Below are 17,462 nucleotides of genomic sequence, written 5' to 3' on the forward strand. Positions count from 1 at the left end.
CGCGTTAAATGTGCTTGTCGTCGAGCCTTTTATGGAGGTAGCGGCGGTCATGTTCGCCGCTGAATTCCGAAAGCATCATCCAGCTCATTGCCCGCGTTGGTGACTTCGATCTTCATGGTCGTCTGGTCGAAACCGACTGGCCGGTTTTTCGTACAGCGACCAGACATAGCCGTCGGGTTCTGGCTCCGGGTACAGTCCTACCCGGATAAAACCAAGCGACTCGTAGTAGTCGCATAGCCTCGCGTTGTGGACGGCGCAGTCGAGTCGAACGAATCGCCGGTTCAAGCCGCTCACCTTGTTAGCGCACCAATCGAGCATGAAGCTCCCGAGTCCACGTCCGTTAAAGCCTTTCCGCACAGAAAGCCCATGCACATAACCGGCGATCGGTTCTTGAGGTTCCCAGTGATTGTCCTCGTTCAGATCGAGCGAAAACGTTGCGACCGGAGTGCCTTCCAGCTCAACCACATATACTTCTTTTTCAGAGACGTTGTTTCGTACCCACCTCTCGGAAAATCCGTCTCCTTCCTTGCCCCACGCATAGTCGCCGCGCGCCACCTTCATTGCGTGTGCATCATTGCGGATTTGCGTGAGAACCGGCACATCCAATTCGCCAGTCCTACGGACGAACATGCTTGTCATCGCTAGTCTCTCCACCGGTTGCGGGAGAGCGAAGGTTAGCAATGTATCGTTACATTCCACCAGGGGAACGCCAGCCACGATCTGGAGATCACCGATTGGCGGCAGAACGACCGCGTTGTCGCACGCGATATCGGCTTAGCCAAGAATGCGATCATCCATGACGCGAGCAACAGGCTGCTCGTGTCATGGATCCGCAGTCGCCGCCTCAGTTGCCGCGAAGCGAGCCTTATCCGTGCCCTGTCACGAATTTTTTCGTCGCGTGATAGCCGTGCCTTGTTGCATCGGCTACGGCATGGCCGGCCTTCTTCGTACCGTGGCCGACAGCGTGCACGGCATCGCGCGCAGCGTGCCCAGTCTTTTTTCCTGCCGTCTTGACATCGTTCTTGAACTCGTGGGCACCTGTAGCCAGGGTCGCATGCGCCAGCGGGCTGAGCACGGCCAGCACGAACAGAATGATCGAAATTCTTGTCTTCTTCATCACCTTGATTTTCCCATCCACATGAGATTGATGCGCAGGAGAGCCGGCCGGACAGCTTGAGAACGCCGCTCGCATGCAGTATGACGGCGCCCTCCCCGCTGGTCAGCAGACTCGGAGAAACCGCCCATGCCGGCACTTGGACCCTTGATGACTGGCAGCATCTGAGCGCCTGCGCCTTGCGGCGGGCTCCCGCTCACGAACCTGTATAGCGACTTTCAGCTTCACCCAAAACGGACGTTCGTGGTTATAAATGTTGGCAGCGCCCGTTGCCGTCCAGCTAACACAGACCGCTTAGAACCCAACTGGCGGCGAAGCTCAAACAGCCTCTACATGCGGCTGCCGCGATTATCATCCCGCCATGTCCAGCAATTTTGCAAGTACGACTGCTTCATTCTCCAGCCGCAAAAGCCTGCTGGAACTTCGACCAGAAGATCTCCGCCCATCCCTTCAGTTTCTCGACATAAGCAAGCTTGTCAGGAAACCGATCTATGTTTGTGACATGCCAGTCAGAGTCACCGAAAGACAGCGCAGTCGTTGATGACAATCCTTCCAGTTCAGGATCGAACAAATAGGTCGCTTCGAGATACGCCGATTTCTCCGATCGTGTAAATCGTATTGCGACAAAATCTTGCGGGTATGTGATCCCCTTGGCGGCCATGTCGCCCGCCGCTGCCCGATCGAGACTTTCAATGCGGGTAGCACGATCGGCCCATTGTTGCCAGGGCGGGGTGAAATAATTGGACACTGTCCAGCAGGCTTGGTGATCAAAGGGTGTTATCGATTCGACGAAAACGTAATTCAACCCCGGATTACCGGCGACGCATCCCCTGATAGCAGGAAACCCATCGCCCGCTTTGTCCGGTGTTTTCAACGCCAGCACTTTCAACCCACCCACAAGGCGCTTGCGCTCGATCCGTCCCAGGAAATAAAACATACCCGATGCGTTTCGCACGCGAACGCTGCTGTTCGCGAGCATCGCCCATTGACCCGGAGGAAGCGGTACTGCAAAGCCGTCGACCACAATCGATCGACTATAAGTACGGCCCGTCAACCCGGTGTCCAGGCCTGAAGGATCCTTGCCAGCCGGACTGCCAGGAACCGACAGGGAGATCTGCGCGTTTGCCGGCGCAACGCTGGCAGTTTGTGGGTGCGGCACATCAACACGGGCTCGCCGCGCGGACGAATTCTCGGGCTGCTTTGGAACGGCGGAAGCAGCGGCTATCACCGCGGGCTGAGCGACCGTGGGCTGAGCGACTACGGATTGCGGCGCGACCGCTTCGGGAGGCAGTTGATATGCCACCTGCTCGGAGACAGGCAGCGCAGGCAGCTGTGCTTTTCGCATCGTCGGCGGGTATAGCAAAGCGACCGTCGTAGACAAAAAAGCCATGACCAGGCATGCGCGCCACAATGGGGCTCGCATCCACAAGGAACTGAACGCGCCCCTTGTACGAGCAGATTCCGCCGACGTCATAATTCAGGCTTCGCAACGACACAGCCGTCAACGGAGACTAGCGCTACCTTTGAGTGACCGTGCTGCTTCGCGTCGATCAAGGTATCGGCAAGCGACTCTTCAACAGCGCGCACCAGGTCTCGTGAGGATGCGCCAGTGCCAAGCTTCTGCTGGCGGCGCATCATGTCGACGAGAATGTCCGGGTCGATCCCGCCCGCAGTCACGTCGAGTCCGTAGCTCTTGATCATCGCCTCGATTTCAAGCGCAGTAACCCGGGCAATGTCGAGTCCTGAAAGCGCACGGAACACAAATATCCGGTCGATACGATTCAGGACTTCAGGGGCAAATCCTTCTTCACGTAGCGCGTTGGTCGAAGCGCGGCGCAGTTCGTCAGCTTCGTTGGCATAGGTCGCGCTGAGCGACTGAAGCGCATCAGTCGCGGCATTGGTGGTAAGGATAAAAATTGCCCCGGTCGTCGAGATTTGCTTGCCGTCGGATGCCTCGGTGACAAATCCATCATTCCACGCCGTGAGGAAATTCTTGTGAATTTCCGGGTGTGCCTTTTCGATTTCATCCAGCAGGACCACCGCATCGGGAGTGTCGCGCAGCGCGGCGGTCAGCTTGCCGTAGCTGTTCGAACCGACGTACCCTTTAGACGTTCCAAACAACTGAGTGGCCGCGTGGGCGCCGCTTGAGAACTGGGTCATGTCAAAATGAAGCAGCGTGCGTTGCAGTTCAGCCGCGAGGCATTTGGCAAGGTAGGTCTTCCCGGTTCCAGGGGGGCCTGCCAGGATGAATACGCCCACCGGCTTGCCGCGCTGCTTTAGCGCAAGCCGCCGCCGTATCTGCGCCGCGATGTCATCGCACACTGTATCCTGGCCTATGACTTTGCTCTTGAGGGCATTCGCCAGCTTCTCGGCATCTATGATTCTAGGCTCGGGTTCTTGTGCCAGTTTCGACTCAAGCACGGATCGATTCGTAAGTCTGTCAAGTGCATCCATCAGCCAGCCTCGCTTGGTAATATCGCGGCTTTCATTCCGCTGTTTTTCATGGAAGAGTCCCGCGAACGTGAGCAGCCAGAAGACACCGGCAATGCTTAGAACGCTCCATCCGTGAACATGTAAAAAGTCAGTACAGCGACCCACCATGGGGCCGAACTGGCTGCTATCAGGATGATGCTGCAACCAAAACTGCATCGCCGCGATCAGCGCCAACACCAGGAAAGCAATCGGCGCCAGCCGCGTTGCCATTGAATTCAGCCAGCGCATCAATTTACCTTGAGGTTCAAGTTCAGCACCTGTCCGACGCTCATGATGGGAAGAATGGCCTTGGTCGGACCTGATGCAACGCCAACCGTAATACCCCCGCCGTCGCCATCGCGGATACCTGTCAGGCTGATCTTGCCGCTCGAGGGGACTGGAATCGCAAACGTTACGCCGCGGTTCGCCAGCACGACGGTCCTCGAATACCCTTCGCTATCGATTCGGACCGCATCGCCATCTTCGACATCCGAATCCCAGAGCGTAATCCAGGCGAGGCGAATTGTTGTGGCTTTGCTTCCGGCACTTGCGTACGCCGGTGAAGTCTGAGGCGCTGGAGACGACTCTGCCTGCGCATCCGGCGCTGCATCCCTGACCTGCAATGCGGGTTTGGCCGACGAACCCGGGGAGGACGCAATGGGCACGCTTGGCGCTGAATGAGCACCGAGTCTGATCAGCAACGCATCTCTTGCGGGCGGCGCCAGATGCATGCTCTCTACCGCCGCTGAGATATCGGCCGGAGAAACGATGGCAACGGGAAAGTCCTTAAGCGAATCGAAAGCTTTGATCCGGGCGAGCTGCTCGGCATCACTAACATTATCTGCATGGGATTGCGCCAGCAGGGTTGTACTCGAAGTAAAGTACATTCCGCCCGCGATCAAACCAACCACCAATATAGAAAGGACAGCCGCTTTTAAAAGAGTCACCCTCAGTTTGTAAGGTTTCTGGGTCTGAGGCGCAAGTTGAGAATAGGGTTCAGGAGAAACCATTCGTAGTTTTTGTTCGTTAAGTTTTCTGATGCAGCTTATGGGTTTCCCAAGCATCCAATTTAGCTAAGCGATCGCAGCATATCGTACAACCTCATAAAAAAGGTAGCTCCTTGCACTGCGTATCAGAAAATTGCGGCACCGTTGTACAACTGCCGGAAGCTTCAACGAACTTTCCGGCGCGATGTTTTTCTGTAACGACGACCTATCGCGGTCACGAACCGAAGGCAATGCGGTTAGCCGCCGCTTGGTCAAGGCCAGGCAATTGTCAAAGGTTTAATGGGCCGTGTCGAACGCCACGTGATGCGCGAACGGAACACAAAACAGCAAAGATAAGATTGCTGGCAATCTTCGAAAATGCGGGGAACGCAATGTTAGCTGGAGCAGTTGTCGGTCTGCTTACGGTTGCCTTATTGGCCGGCTGCATCAAGGGGGAGACAACGGAGGAGAGGGAATCGGGTCGCAAGGGGCGAATGGAGTGCAGCGATCCTGAGGTCATACCGGGGCCAACCAACGCCACGTCCGCATCCAATCCAAATCCACCTTGCGTCGAGTGATCGGCCCGTGATCATCAACACCTCGACGCGTGTGTAGCGCTCGCTACGACCGCTCGGAACAATCCCGGTAGAGATCACGTGTCATGCCGGCTTGAGCACCATAAGAAAATAAACCGCGACCATGGCGATAAACGCCGGGTATCCGAGCCATTCCCAAAGCTTGGCATACTGCCAGTATTGCTGCGGCAAGCTGCTTGAGCCGTCGCGAAACGCCCTCTCCGCCATCTTGGCCAGTCGTAGTTGCAGCCACACCACTGGCAGCCAGCACGCCCCGGCGAGCACGTAGAGCGAGAGCGCCCCCGCCAGCCACGGGGTGCGCCACGGCCAGCCTGCCATATGCGCGAGCCATACGCCCGAGACTGGCTGAAACACCGCCGCCGGCGTCGTGAACCACCAGTCGGCGCGAACGACGAGCCGCGTGACGGTCGATATCACCGGGATCGACTGCGTCCGGTTGGCGAAGTACATGTAGAAAGCCGAACCGAATCCCGTGCCAACCAGGAGCACTGATGAGATCACGTGCAACGCCTTGACCGCAAGATAGATATTCATGATTGCAGCTCCTCGCCATGAAGCGAGATCAGGAGCGCGACGATGGGGAGATTCTTCAGGATCGGGCCGAGCGGATCCAGCAGCGTGGCAGGCGAAGTCGCAGCGACGATAATCGTGTACGAGGTGACGATGAGCGCCTGCATCGCCCAAAGCCGGCGGCTCGGCCAGACGAGCGTGGCGACGCCCATGCCAAGATCGAGCGCCGACGCCAGATACAGCACAACGATGGCGAGCAGGCCATGCAGGTGGACATGATCGAGAAGCGCCAGGCTGGCCTCTTTCGGATAGATCAAAGCGCTGACCAAGGCCGTCCAGATCCACACAATGGACAGCGCGCCCCGGAAAATTGCGGGCCGCCACGACGCAAGCGCTTCGTGCCGCAGCGCTGTCGCGTCCGCTCCGATAAACTCGCCGATGCCCAACGGTGGCCGCTCGAGCAACGACGCGACTGCCACGTCCGACTCGATGTTTCCACGATTGAGCATGGCCCATGTGTCGCGCGTGAGCATCGAGCCGGGCAAGCAACTGCCCATGGCTGCGGCCGCGCGGACAAGCGGCACAGGGATCTTGATGCTCATCGCGGGCGCAAGCTTCATGGCCCCGCGATACGTCGCGAGCATGTCGCGATAGTCGACCTGTGTTGCGCCCACGACATCGATGCATCGCCGATCGCTCGATGGTTGCCTGAGCAAACGCGCGACGACCTCGGTCAGATCATTGATATGAACGGGACGAAACTCCTGCTGTCCATCGCCGGGCAGCACGTGCACAGGCAAACTCGCGAGCGTCCGGAACAACCGCGCAGATGTGCCGGACGCGCCATACACGAGCGCCGGCCGCACGACATCGAAGCCGATCGGCAAACTCATCAGAAATATATCGGCTTCCCGCTTGCTCCGAAAATAGGCGGTGTCGCCGTCTTCGCTACCCAGCGCAGAGATCTGCACGACGCGCGTGACACCCGATAAACGGCACGCCTCGAACAGAGCGATGGGTGCGTCCCGATGAACCGCATCGAATGTCTGACTGCCTCGCTCTATGAGAATGCCGACCGCATTGATGACCGCGTCAACTCCATGCAACCGCGCGAGCCACTGCTCGGCGCGCAGGTCGCTCGCATAGTCGATACGGATCTCATTCGCCGCGGCATGCCGCACGCCTCTCAATACGCGATGACCCTCGCGTTCAAGCCGCGTGCACAGCGCACGACCTACAAAACCATTCGCCCCGCAGACCAGGATGTTCATTCGCGTGCTCACTGGATGACGGGAATATGCGGCTCGCGCGCAACGTAGCGTCCGACCACGCGCGCCACGATGCCGACCGAGATGAGAATGCCGACCAGCGAAAAAATGATCGTCTGGCGCAGGACATTCAGTGCGCAGGCGGTATCGCCGGGCGTGCATCGCAGCGGGCTCTGCGCCGCCAGCAGGACCAGCGCGAGCGGAGCGGTGGCCATCAGGACGCTGGTGACGCGCACCCAGAAGTCCGCGCGATCGACGGTTCCACACAGGTCCACCAGCAAGCGCTGTATCACGCTTCGCAGATACACCATGACCATCACGCCAATCACAACCGGGCTCACAAACTGAAAAATCGACAATAGGATCAGGTTCATTTTATTCTCTCAATTACTGTTGTTTCTGTATCAACAGAAACAACAGACCCCAAAAAAGCGGACATCTCGTCCGCGCCCTTGCTTTCCGCTCAGGTTCCCTTCTTGCCTCTTACGGTTCGGCTGATTCTGGCGCCTAGTCCGAGCGTCTTCATCAGCGTTTCGGGTTTCATCCGCAACATCTCATCGGACCAGGTCGTGAGCGTTTCGAGAAATCGCAGCGTGTCGCGAATTCGGTCGGTGGTTTCGTTGCTCTCGTTGGCGATTTCCGGGCTCATGAGGCTATCCCGCAGCATGGTGAGCGTCGGGTCGATCTCGCGTTGACGCCGGCCTTCGACGATCAGCTTGAACAGCTCCCATATGTCCGTCGATGTTTCGAAATGGTCGCGCCGGTCCCCCATCACGTGAACGACGCGTGCAAGCCGCCACGATTGCAACTCCTTCAGACTGTTGCTGACATTGGATCGCGCGACGCCAAGCGTGTCCGCGATTTCATCGGCTGCCACCGGCCGGCCGAGCAGATACAACAGTGCATGAATCTGGGCAACTGTGCGGTTGACGCCCCATCGGGAACCCATTTCGCCCCAATGAAGAATGAATCGTTCGGCTATCGGTGTGAGTTTCATGAATCGGACTCTAGTTATTTCCGTTATTTCTGTCAAGAGAGAAATTCAGCTTGACCGCGTCTTCCTGACGAGTATATTTCTGTATAGACAGAAATTACTGACAGAAAAGGTGCAGAGAATGATCACGATGACCGAATCGCTGACGCTGTACTTCGATGGCGCCTGCTACTTCTGCGCGGCCGAAATGCGGCGCCTGGAAAGCTGGGACCGGCTGGGCAAACTGAAGTTTATCGATATCGCAGAAGAGGGTTTCGATCCCGCGCCGCTCGGCAAGGACCTGGCAGCCCTCAACCGGGAACTGCATGGCTGGACCTCCTCGGGCGAATGTCTGGTTGGAATCGACAGCATGATCGCGGCATATTCACTGGTAGACCGAGGCTGGATGGTTGCGCCGTTGCGCGTGCGAATGTTGCGGCCGGTGTTTCGGGTGCTCTACCGGAAGTTCGCCGATAATCGCCAACGAATCTCATCGATGCTCGGACTCAAACCTGTCGTGACATGCAGTAGCGGGACGTGTTCTGTGGATCGAAATCCATTCTGGAAATAAATAGGTCTTTGGTCGGTGATCGCGCTCGGCGAGCATGTGCGATCCTGATCGAAGGGGTCGCCGGATTAATCGCATTTGCAATCAACGATAGTCGCCACGACCCCGTGATGGAGCTAGCGCTGGTTATCATCCTGGTTCCGGTGTTGATCGTCTCCGGGGCCGGTTCGGGTTGGATCTATCGGCGCTACGCGGTGGAGTTGGTCGCACGGCGCCAGGGCACGTAGAGGGAAACAGAAGACGCCTTCACAAGGTACATCCGCTCCCTGCTCCACTATCGCTTAAGCAACCGGAACGCTCACCCCGGCACCCGCCTCGTACGCTTTCAGCTCACGAATCATTTCCAGGCGGGCGCACCTGTTTCATCGGCACCAGCGGAGCAAGGAATTGCTCGAAGTGTGGCAACCAGATAGGAATTGAATCGCTGACGGCGAACATGCCATGACCGTTCCTTCCAAAGGGCGGTTCGACGATCAATTGTCCTTGACCGCCCGCCGCCTGAAACGCCGCGAACCAGGTCGCTACGACTTCGGGCGCAAAGAACATATCGTTTTGAACGTAGTGCCACAGGACTGGAACTCGTGTTGTCGACGCGAATTGCCCGATCGTGTTCGCCATCTGCTGCGCGTCACACGGCATGCCCGGATGTTTCGACGGGTTCCCACCGCGACCGCCCGAAAAGTTAATGACCGCGACTACGCCCTTCGGTGCATAGCTTGCTGCTGCCAGAGACGCGAATCCGCCTGCTGATTGCCCTACCAAAACAATGTGGTCCCGATCCACCTGCGGCAATGTCTGCGCGTACGCGACGGCTGCGAGCACATCCAGCGCCGCCTCCTTGCCTGCGGCTGTGTAATCAGGATGCTGACAAGAGCCGGCGTCCTCCTCGTCAGTGCCGCCCGTTGCTCCATAGCCCCGGCGGATCGGCACGATGACTGCGAAGCCGAGTTGAACAAATGTCCGGATCTGCGGCACCTCGCGATAGCGGCCGACCTTCGGTCGGTCTCGAGGATCGGCCGGACTACCGTGACTCAAAACAATCAACGGAAACGGCCCGGGGCCGTCAGGCATATAGGTGGTCGCGACTAGGTCACGTTCGTGATCACCAAAGAATCCGTGCTCGGTCATGGGCACTTTGACGACTGTCTCGTGCAGGTCAGTTGCGATAGGTTCGGACTCGTCGGCAGCCCGTGCGAGGCTTGCGACAGAAGCGATCAATGCGCCCGAGATCATTAATTTGATCAGGCGGACGAGAATCTGATTTCGGCAAGTGAGCAGTTTCATGCGTGATTTTTGATTGACCTTGCGTCGTGATTTTTGTTGTCGCGGCGTGGGAGCGAATGGCGGCTTGCGCATCACCAATTCCAATCGGACCTCTGCGATCTCGAGAGTAACGTACGCGCTGGATTGTCGATTCAGGCAAACATTGTCATCGATCCCGCCAACGATGTCGATTGGCGGCTAAGTCCAGTGGGTCGAGCGTTCAAACCCGAGCTATCGTTTGACTTACTATCGAGCAAAGCTAAGCCATCGCAATTTTGCATTGTCATTGATCTGCCTCACTATTTAATAAGTTGAAAAACGCACTCCATAGACTAGACTGCTCAATAACTTCTATCTCTAGACATTTGCTAATTTCCGACACGGGAGGCGGATAGTGGTCGAGCTCGCCATTGACCACGATGATCCCTGGTGGATCAGTTCCAATGCCCGAGTAGTACCGATCAGCAATCCGAACTAAGCACATGCGCTTTCTGATACAAGCCAGCGCAATTTATCGCTATGCAGATGCAAAAAGCATATATACCGGATTTTATTATTTGCAGAAAACTCAACTTTCTATCGATCTCCTCCTGGATCGAGACGCAAGGTGTACCCCGTTGTGGCGCATATAAATCGAAGTCGTTCCAACGTCCATGTTGATGTTGAAGCATATTCCCGTGACTGTTCGGTGGTGAGTTCCCGGTCTCTTTGCTTGTGAGAGCCCGCTTTGGTTGCGACGGCAATAGGCCATTCTCCAGGATGGTTGAAATCGCTTTGCCTGGTCATCCAGCAATGCATGCCACAAGGCTCCTTGTCCTCGATTCTCATGGACTCCGAAATGGTGCTGTAAATCCGCAGAACGCACTTGGATCCAAACAAACGCTTGCTGCCTCTCCGCTTCACCGACACCTAATACTCTTTCAGCTAACTGGAGCCGTCAACATGATTGCACGCCCACTCTTGGCTTCTCGCCGTTGCTTGCCCAAGGTCGCAGGTAGGACCGTGTGGATTGCCTCCTTCGCATTGGCTGCGTCTTTGTTAAAAAGCATTCGGCGCGCTTACGGCCAGGTGGCCGATCGCGATCCAGCGTATATCCCGGGAAAGGGGATTAGCAGTGTGCGCTATGTCCCCCGCGCCCTGATTGCTTTCACCCTGCTCGCGGCCGCCGCATTCCAGCCTGCCGCAGGCCAAAGTCTCGTCATCAAGGATCTCGGCGCGCTTCCCGGCGGCAACTACAGCAATGCTCTCGGGATCAACGAGCGCGACCAGGTGGTCGGCTACTCGATCACCGCGAGCGGGGACACGCACGCTACCCTGTTTGAAAACGGCGTGGTGACCGACCTGGGCATGCTCCCCGGTGGCGGCTTCAGCACAGCTGTCGCGATCAACAATCGCGCCCAGGTGGTCGGTTCCTCGACCACCGCACGCGGCAACGAGCACGCCTTTCTGTTCGAACACGGGGTGATGACCGACCTGGGCACGCTTTCCGATGGCGGCCTTAGCCATGCTCAGGCGATCAACGATCGCGGCCAGATAGTCGGCGTGTCGTCTACCGCAGGCGGGTACGTGCATGCCTTTCTGTTTGAAAACGGCGTGATGACTGACCTGGGCACACTCCCCGGTCGCAACTACAGTAACGCTTTTGGCATCAACAATCGCGGCCAGGTGGTCGGCGAGTCGGATGCAGGAACCAGCCCGTACTCCCCGCATGCGTTTCTGTTTGAACACGGGGCGATGACCGACCTTGGTACGCTTCCCGGGGACAACTTCAGCGAAGCTGTCGGGATCAACGAGCGCGGTGCAATAGCGGGTAACTCCTCGACGCACGCTATCCTTTGGACGCGAGGAAGATGACTGCCGATCTCTAGTGGTCCACAAAAACTGTTGGAACTGCGGGACCAGCATAGCGCGTGGTCTCGCAGCGCTTTTCGCCCTGACGTGACGTGTACGGTGCGGTTGCTGGCCCCCACTTGCTGCCCGGCATGCAGAACCGACACCGTATGTGCAAGCTTGCGTACCCTACCCAGATCGTGCGCCGTTGTGGCAAAAGCTCCTCACATTGCGCTGACCACCACTCGATCACTTACTATGTAATCCCTAACATATTGTCTTTGATCGTCCCTCTCGTCCTGCTGCAACACAACGGCGGCAAAGGCGCCGCGTCAATCGCTCGCTCGAGCCCGGTGTGCCGGATATAATTTATTCGCCCACGGACCTTGGTTATGGCTATCGCCACCAGCAAGGCTAGTCATCTTGTTGCGACAGCCCGTAAGGAAATCCCGACAGAAAAATCAGTCAAGCCGTATAGCAATATCGGGGTTTGCCGATCGAAAGAATGGCTTGGCCTGCGTACGATAAAAATTGACGGCATTGCTGAAACAGCCTGGGACTCCATTTCGTCAATGGTCCGCGTGTAGACGGTACCCGTGATCTTTCAATGATTTTGCCGCGAGCCCTGCATCGTACGATCGCTGTACGGGCATGGGCGCGTCGCGCAAGCACGACGTCATCACCGCCCACTGCCGCATCACTAAAACTTCCTCTCAGGAAGCGGCTGGCGCACGCAAAGCTATCTGCCTGGTCAGAACCGGATTGGCAGGTGCCCGTTTAGGTGCAGTCAAAGGGAGCTTCGGCTCTGTCGCAACGGGGCGCCAGGACTCGCCCCGTGAATCGGGAAACCGATGGACGGTCTGAATCCAACTCCGCCCGGAGTCGGCATGTACTTGCAGTCTCCGATCGATGCAGCATCGATCGGTGTAGAGCGCGACAGGGCCTGTTGGCCGCGTCTTCGTTATATGTTTCATGTGCAGATTCTTCCTCGCACCGGTGAGCTCACGTTTCTTGCCTCGACCTGGTGGATGTGTTCAGTCGTCACGTGCGATGTTCTTCAAGTTGTCGAGAAGGACAAGCACAGGCGCAATTGAGAATATCGCGAGGATCGGACGTCACGATCGTGGTTGTGCAAAGGGTGAAGCCTGGCCACGCTGTGTGGAGGGAACGATGTATTTTGATGAGCTAAGCAATGAAGAATGGGAACTCCTCGAGCCCATGCTTGCCGATAAGCCTGCCAGCCGCCTGACTCGACGCGGCAGGCCGCGCGCGGACCCGCGCATCGTGGCAAATGCAATCCTGTGGATTCTGTCAACCGGCGAGCCGTGGTCGAGCCTGCCAGGCCGTTACCCGTCCGGGCCCACGTGCCGGTGCCGGTTCGAAGACTGGCAGTTGAACGGCACGCTCGCGAAGATCATTCAGTTGTTGACGCAAAAGGGCCGCACGTTCGCCTGTCACCCGAGCTCTTCTTCTGCGGTGACCAGACCTGCGCTACGACGTGATGGGCGCGGCCAGTGCAACGATGGCCTGCGTAGCGTGCTCTGGAAGAGTCCCGAGTCCTGGCAGGCGCCGCCCCACAAGACCGACGGCCGGCATTTGATCGATCCATTCGACGAAATCACGCGGCAACTTTCCGGTCGGGCGGCCGGTGCACCCATGCGGACGCAGTCGAGCGCAGTAATGTCCACAAGCTCGCCCCGGCAATTGGACCGCTGGTGCGGGTCGCCGTGGACGGCCGCTCAGGTTGCCACCCACGACGGTTACGCCATCCGTGCATCTGCGGATCCGGTGTCGAACGAATGGTTTCGCGCGCGGGCGGAGATCATGAGGCACGGAAAACGCGTTGAGCGGTCCGGTCTTATCGGGCCGCGTTTCAAAGACTTCGAAGCGGCGCAGAAGTATGCGCTGGACTGGGCGCGCAAATGGATCGATCAGCAAAGCACCGGGCAGATTGTCTCGCAGACAGCGTCGGCAATTGACCTGGCGATGCGCAGGATTCCTGAGCCCGTCATGGAAGAGGCGTATGACGAAACGGCTTACGAAGATGACTCATTCGGCTCGTCATTGAGTGCGGCAATGGTCAAGTGACCTGGATCTGCGCAGGTCATGGGAGTTCGTGCCAGATCCGCGGACGTTGCTATTCACGCCGCATCTCCATGACAGGTGCAGCCTCCAGTTCCGCCACCGTGCATTCGCGCGCCAGAAAGTGACCGTATGCCATTCGCCGCTCGACTTTCTCGATGTAGTCATCGCCGACCACCATGGGCACGTAAAGCAGATTGGGCGCCAGCTTGTCAGGCCATCCGCCGGCCAACGCCCCGAGGCGCTCCGGCTCGTTCCACGCAACGGCCAACGTGGACCATAAGGTTACATCCAGGATTTCCCCCGTCGGCAGCGTCCACCATGCATGCATGTTGATACCCGATCTGTCTTCGATATTCCGTGCGTCGAGACCATGGAAATACCATCGTTCCAGATCGTCGAAGCTTGGGTCGAAGAACGTGCGCGTTGGCGAGCGAACCTGTCCGATCGTCAGCGGGACCTGCACACCCAGAACCTCTTGCACAACAGGTCGAAGCGCATGACTCCACTTGATGCATTGCCCTGCGGCTTTGCTGAATGATCGAATACCGAGATCCTGCAGCGCAACGTATATCTCCTCGCCAAGTTCCGGTGTAAAGAGACTGCCATGACGCACTGGCAGCCGGTCAAACGACGCGTCGAGTTCTGTGGTGAAAGCGTATGCAGAGTCTAGTTCTTGCAGATAGTTTTTCTTCATTGCGTTCGAGCGAGTCGTATGGGCGTTTATCTTGTGCGAAGCGCTACGTGCCCAAGCGGCATAACGGCAGATATTTTGGCTTTCTTTAGCGTGTCCTGAGACCGGCATTCAGGCGATGTCTATTTGAAAAACTATAGGCGTCGTGGTGATTGGCATCGAGCGGATGCGTTTGGTCGAGGGTGACCGGATGACATCCCGAGCGAAGGCTACGCCCCTTGCCGCCCAATGGTTTTATTTGTCCGTTTAGGCGTAGTCTTTCTTGCATCACGGATGGTATTGACCGATTGCCGAGGTGATGGCCTCGGGCCACCGCAAACGAGTCGAAGAAAGCCACCCCGAAGCAGACGGGCGCTGGACATGGGCAGAGACGATCAAGGCGCCGGTTCACCATCCAGCGGAATGTGAATTGAAACCGCCGTACCCGTGCCGAGTGCACTGTCTATCAACAGCGATCCGCCGATTAGCCGGGCGCGTTCGGTCATGCCGAGCAAACCGTAGGACTCGCCTTTGAGCGCCGCTTCCTGATCGAAACCGCAACCGTCGTCGCTAACGTGGAGCTCGAGTGCGCTCGCGGAGCGTGTCAGCGTCACGTCGGCCCTCGTTGCGCCCGCATGGCGGGTCACGTTGGTCAGCGAGGCCTGCACGATACGGAACACGGCGGTGGCATGCGCGTCTGAGAGCACCGGCTCGCTGCCATTGATCCGGAACTGGCAGGGAATGCCGTTACGCCGCCCGAAATCTTCGGCCAGCCATTCCAGTGCCGACACAATCCCGAAGTTGAGCGCGGCAGGCCTCAGATGGCTTACGACATTGCGTACCATCCAGATGGTCTTTTCGACCAGATCGCGCATGTCGTCGGTTTTTCTGGCAGCGTTCGAGTCGTTGGCGAGGTGCATCTTGAGCAACGACACGTCCATCTTCAATGCAGTCAGCAACTGGCCCAGTTCATCGTGAATCTCCATCGCGATGCGCTTTCTTTCCTCTTCGCGAATCGCTTCCATGTAGGCCGATAACTCGCGCAGCTGCTCGCGCGACTCGAACAGTTCCTGCTCGATGCGCTTGCGTTCCGTAATGTCATTAAGGCCGGCATAGACGGCAGGCTCATCGCGGTAGGTGGCGACCCGGGCAGTCGCGATTGCCCAGAATACGGTGCCATCCGAGCGCCTGAACTGGACTTCGGTATTGCGGAAGTTCCCCTCTGCGCACAGGTGCTCGACGAGCTGGTCCTGCTCCGCCGGATTCATATAGAAATCTTTGATATTGGCGGACGCCTCTTCACGCGCGTCAAGGCCGAACAGCTGGCGCAATGGCTCATTCGCATAGAGAAGTTGTCCGCCGTTCAACGAAGCAATGCACAGCGGCACCGGACTCGTCTCGACGATGGTGCGAAAGCGCGCTTCGCTCGATAACAGTTTGGCCTCGACGCGCCTGCGTTCATCGATCTCCGATGTGAGGTTCGCATTCGTGCGCGCCAGTTCTTCAGTACGTTGCGCGACGCGTACTTCGAGTTCGTCGCGCGCGTGAGACAGGGCCGCCTCCGCCTTCTGACGAATGGCCACTTCGTCCAGCAACTGGCGGTTCTGCGCCACGAGTTGCTTGTGCATTGCACCCAGTGCCAGATGGGTGCCCACGCGCGCCATCATTTCGTCGATGCGCACCGGTTTGGTGATGTAATCGACCCCGCCCGCGGAAAATCCCTCAACCATGTCCTCGCTGCCGGCGAGCGAAGTCATGAAGATCACCGCAATTTCGCGCGTGCGCTCGTCCATCTTCAGGCGCCGGCAGGTCTCGAAACCGTCGATGCCAGGCATTTTCACATCGAGCAGGATCAGATCCGGTTTTGAGAATTGCGCACGCTCGATGGCCTCAATGCCGTCGAGGGCCACGAGTACACGAAAGCCCCGGTTCGTAAAACTCTCGACCACCACGCCGAGGTTGGCGGGCGTGTCGTCCGCGATGAGGATGACGGGCGCTTCGCGGGCGTCGGCCGCTGCATGATTCATGGTGACGACCTCCGTGATGGACAGTAATCGACCCGTTGGGTTTGCTGCCAGGCAATGTCCTGATTATCTGCCTTACCACGGCGGTAGTGAGGACGCAATCACGTCTCGACAAATTCAACCCGGCCTAAGGATTAACCTACATTCAACGTAGGAAAATCCTTAATAGCCGTTAAGATTTCAATAGATTCGTAGTCCAAATTCAAAAAAAATTCGCCATCCCTTCAGAAGAATTCGCAGTGGCCGTATACACACATAACCACACGTAACACCCGTAATGATCATTCCGGCAAATACATCCTGATCCGGACAGATTCGATAATACGCGGTTACTGAATAGCACGGAGCTTGTCGGAATTCTTATGTTTGTGCACAACGGCAACGGCCTGCCGGAAGTCATCGCGACGGCTCCAGGAAAAAGCAGCCCGGATTATTGACCGGCCGAGTTCCGGGAGGTCTTGTTTTACCCGGCGTCCACGCCGTGAATCGCTGGCCAACATATGCAGAAGCCGCTCTGCCGCCGGGAGTGGAGCGGGCCAAACCAAGGACTCCCCTCAAGGATGTAACGTAGTCATGGCCGACCAAATTCACCGCATGGGGCTTCCTCGCTGGCGAGGCGCCTTGAGCGCATGTATATCGATGTTCCGCGTGTCAGGGGAAAACGCCGCGCTGGCACGCTCGCAGTTCATCGCGCTTTCCCGCCAGATCCCGTTGTTGTACTTCATCCTGGTCACGAACACTGCAGGACTGGCAATCAGCCACATCCACTCGACTCCGGCCCCTCTTTCCATATGGGTGCCGGCCCTCCTCTGCCTGGTTTGCGCTGGCCGCTTCGCCTGGTGGCTGCGCACTCGCCACCATGACGTCGATGCCGCTACGGCTGCAAAACGCTTGCGCCGGACGGTTCGTCTCGCAGCGGTACTCGCCGTGTTTTTTACTGCGTGGGGTCTCAGCCTATATCCGTACGGAGACGAGTACCAACAAAGTCACGTCGCTTTTTACATGGCGATTACTGTCATCGGGTGCATTTTTTGTCTGATGCATCTGCGTGCGGCGGCGCTATCGCTGACTGTGATCGTGATCATCCCGTTCGTGATTTTCTT

16 protein-coding genes are annotated in these 17,462 nt (G+C 57.7%); 4 read left to right on the top strand and 12 right to left on the bottom strand.

The window, feature by feature from the left end; translation table 11 throughout:
* Nucleotides 1-84 precede the first annotated feature (84 nt).
* The 9 genes from ACSOSP_RS04125 to ACSOSP_RS04165 form a co-directional block, all read right to left on the bottom strand.
* The gene (locus tag ACSOSP_RS04125) at nucleotides 85-639 is read right to left on the bottom strand and encodes a GNAT family N-acetyltransferase (protein WP_455309702.1); all 555 of its coding nucleotides are present in this window, start codon (nucleotides 637-639) and stop codon (nucleotides 85-87) included.
* Nucleotides 640-865: 226 nt separating this feature from the next.
* Entirely contained in the window at nucleotides 866-1,117 is a 252-nt protein-coding gene (locus ACSOSP_RS04130) for a hypothetical protein (RefSeq protein ID WP_455309703.1), read from the bottom strand.
* Between the two features lie 388 nt (nucleotides 1,118-1,505).
* Entirely contained in the window at nucleotides 1,506-2,525 is a 1,020-nt protein-coding gene (locus ACSOSP_RS04135; RefSeq protein WP_455309704.1) for a hypothetical protein, read from the bottom strand.
* A 59-nt stretch (nucleotides 2,526-2,584) separates the two neighbouring features.
* Nucleotides 2,585-3,835 (bottom strand): AAA family ATPase, encoded by a 1,251-nt coding sequence (locus ACSOSP_RS04140; protein ID WP_455309705.1) that lies wholly within the window; start codon nucleotides 3,833-3,835, stop codon nucleotides 2,585-2,587.
* On the bottom strand, nucleotides 3,835-4,650 hold the full coding sequence (locus ACSOSP_RS04145; protein WP_455309706.1) for a hypothetical protein: 816 nt from the start codon (nucleotides 4,648-4,650) through the stop codon (nucleotides 3,835-3,837). Before ACSOSP_RS04145 ends, ACSOSP_RS04140 begins: the two co-directional genes overlap by 1 nt.
* Nucleotides 4,651-5,231: 581 nt before the next feature.
* A complete protein-coding gene (locus tag ACSOSP_RS04150; protein ID WP_455309707.1) occupies nucleotides 5,232-5,702 on the bottom strand; it encodes a DUF2269 family protein in 471 nt (156 codons plus the stop codon).
* The gene (locus ACSOSP_RS04155) at nucleotides 5,699-6,949 is read right to left on the bottom strand and encodes an SDR family oxidoreductase (protein ID WP_455309708.1); all 1,251 of its coding nucleotides are present in this window, start codon (nucleotides 6,947-6,949) and stop codon (nucleotides 5,699-5,701) included. The genes ACSOSP_RS04150 and ACSOSP_RS04155 overlap by 4 nt, the downstream gene beginning before the upstream one ends.
* Nucleotides 6,950-6,957: 8 nt before the next feature.
* Nucleotides 6,958-7,320 carry a hypothetical protein gene (locus tag ACSOSP_RS04160; protein ID WP_455309709.1) on the bottom strand — a complete coding sequence of 121 codons (363 nt, stop codon included), beginning with the start codon at nucleotides 7,318-7,320 and terminating at the stop codon, nucleotides 6,958-6,960.
* Nucleotides 7,321-7,409: 89 nt separating this feature from the next.
* Nucleotides 7,410-7,943, bottom strand: a complete 534-nt coding sequence (locus tag ACSOSP_RS04165; RefSeq protein WP_455309710.1) for a GbsR/MarR family transcriptional regulator — start codon at nucleotides 7,941-7,943, stop codon at nucleotides 7,410-7,412.
* Nucleotides 7,944-8,061: 118 nt separating this feature from the next.
* Here ACSOSP_RS04165 and ACSOSP_RS04170 point away from each other — a divergent pair, with 118 nt between their 5' ends.
* A complete protein-coding gene (locus ACSOSP_RS04170; RefSeq protein WP_455309711.1) occupies nucleotides 8,062-8,490 on the top strand; it encodes a thiol-disulfide oxidoreductase DCC family protein in 429 nt (142 codons plus the stop codon).
* A 327-nt stretch (nucleotides 8,491-8,817) separates the two neighbouring features.
* Here the strand turns inward: ACSOSP_RS04170 and ACSOSP_RS04175 are convergent, their stop codons facing one another.
* Nucleotides 8,818-9,843, bottom strand: a complete 1,026-nt coding sequence (locus ACSOSP_RS04175; RefSeq protein WP_455309712.1) for an alpha/beta hydrolase family protein — start codon at nucleotides 9,841-9,843, stop codon at nucleotides 8,818-8,820.
* 849 nt (nucleotides 9,844-10,692) lie between these two features.
* Between ACSOSP_RS04175 and ACSOSP_RS04180 the strand changes: the two genes are divergently transcribed.
* The 3 genes from ACSOSP_RS04180 (at nucleotide 10,693) to ACSOSP_RS04190 (ending at nucleotide 13,668) form a co-directional block, all read left to right on the top strand.
* The gene (locus ACSOSP_RS04180) at nucleotides 10,693-11,604 is read left to right on the top strand and encodes a hypothetical protein (RefSeq protein WP_455309713.1); all 912 of its coding nucleotides are present in this window, start codon (nucleotides 10,693-10,695) and stop codon (nucleotides 11,602-11,604) included.
* 368 nt (nucleotides 11,605-11,972) lie between these two features.
* Nucleotides 11,973-12,167 carry a hypothetical protein gene (locus ACSOSP_RS04185; RefSeq protein WP_455309714.1) on the top strand — a complete coding sequence of 65 codons (195 nt, stop codon included), beginning with the start codon at nucleotides 11,973-11,975 and terminating at the stop codon, nucleotides 12,165-12,167.
* Nucleotides 12,168-12,750: 583 nt separating this feature from the next.
* Nucleotides 12,751-13,668, top strand: a complete 918-nt coding sequence (locus tag ACSOSP_RS04190; protein ID WP_455309715.1) for a transposase — start codon at nucleotides 12,751-12,753, stop codon at nucleotides 13,666-13,668.
* A gap of 49 nt (nucleotides 13,669-13,717) precedes the next feature.
* Here ACSOSP_RS04190 and ACSOSP_RS04195 read toward each other — a convergent pair whose 3' ends face one another.
* Complete coding sequence (locus ACSOSP_RS04195) at nucleotides 13,718-14,359, bottom strand: hypothetical protein (protein WP_455309716.1); 642 nt, start codon at nucleotides 14,357-14,359, stop codon at nucleotides 13,718-13,720.
* Between the two features lie 371 nt (nucleotides 14,360-14,730).
* On the bottom strand, nucleotides 14,731-16,362 hold the full coding sequence (locus ACSOSP_RS04200) for a response regulator (protein WP_455309717.1): 1,632 nt from the start codon (nucleotides 16,360-16,362) through the stop codon (nucleotides 14,731-14,733).
* Nucleotides 16,363-17,462 lie beyond the last annotated feature (1,100 nt).

The sequence above is a fragment of the Caballeronia sp. KNU42 genome (assembly GCF_053760385.1).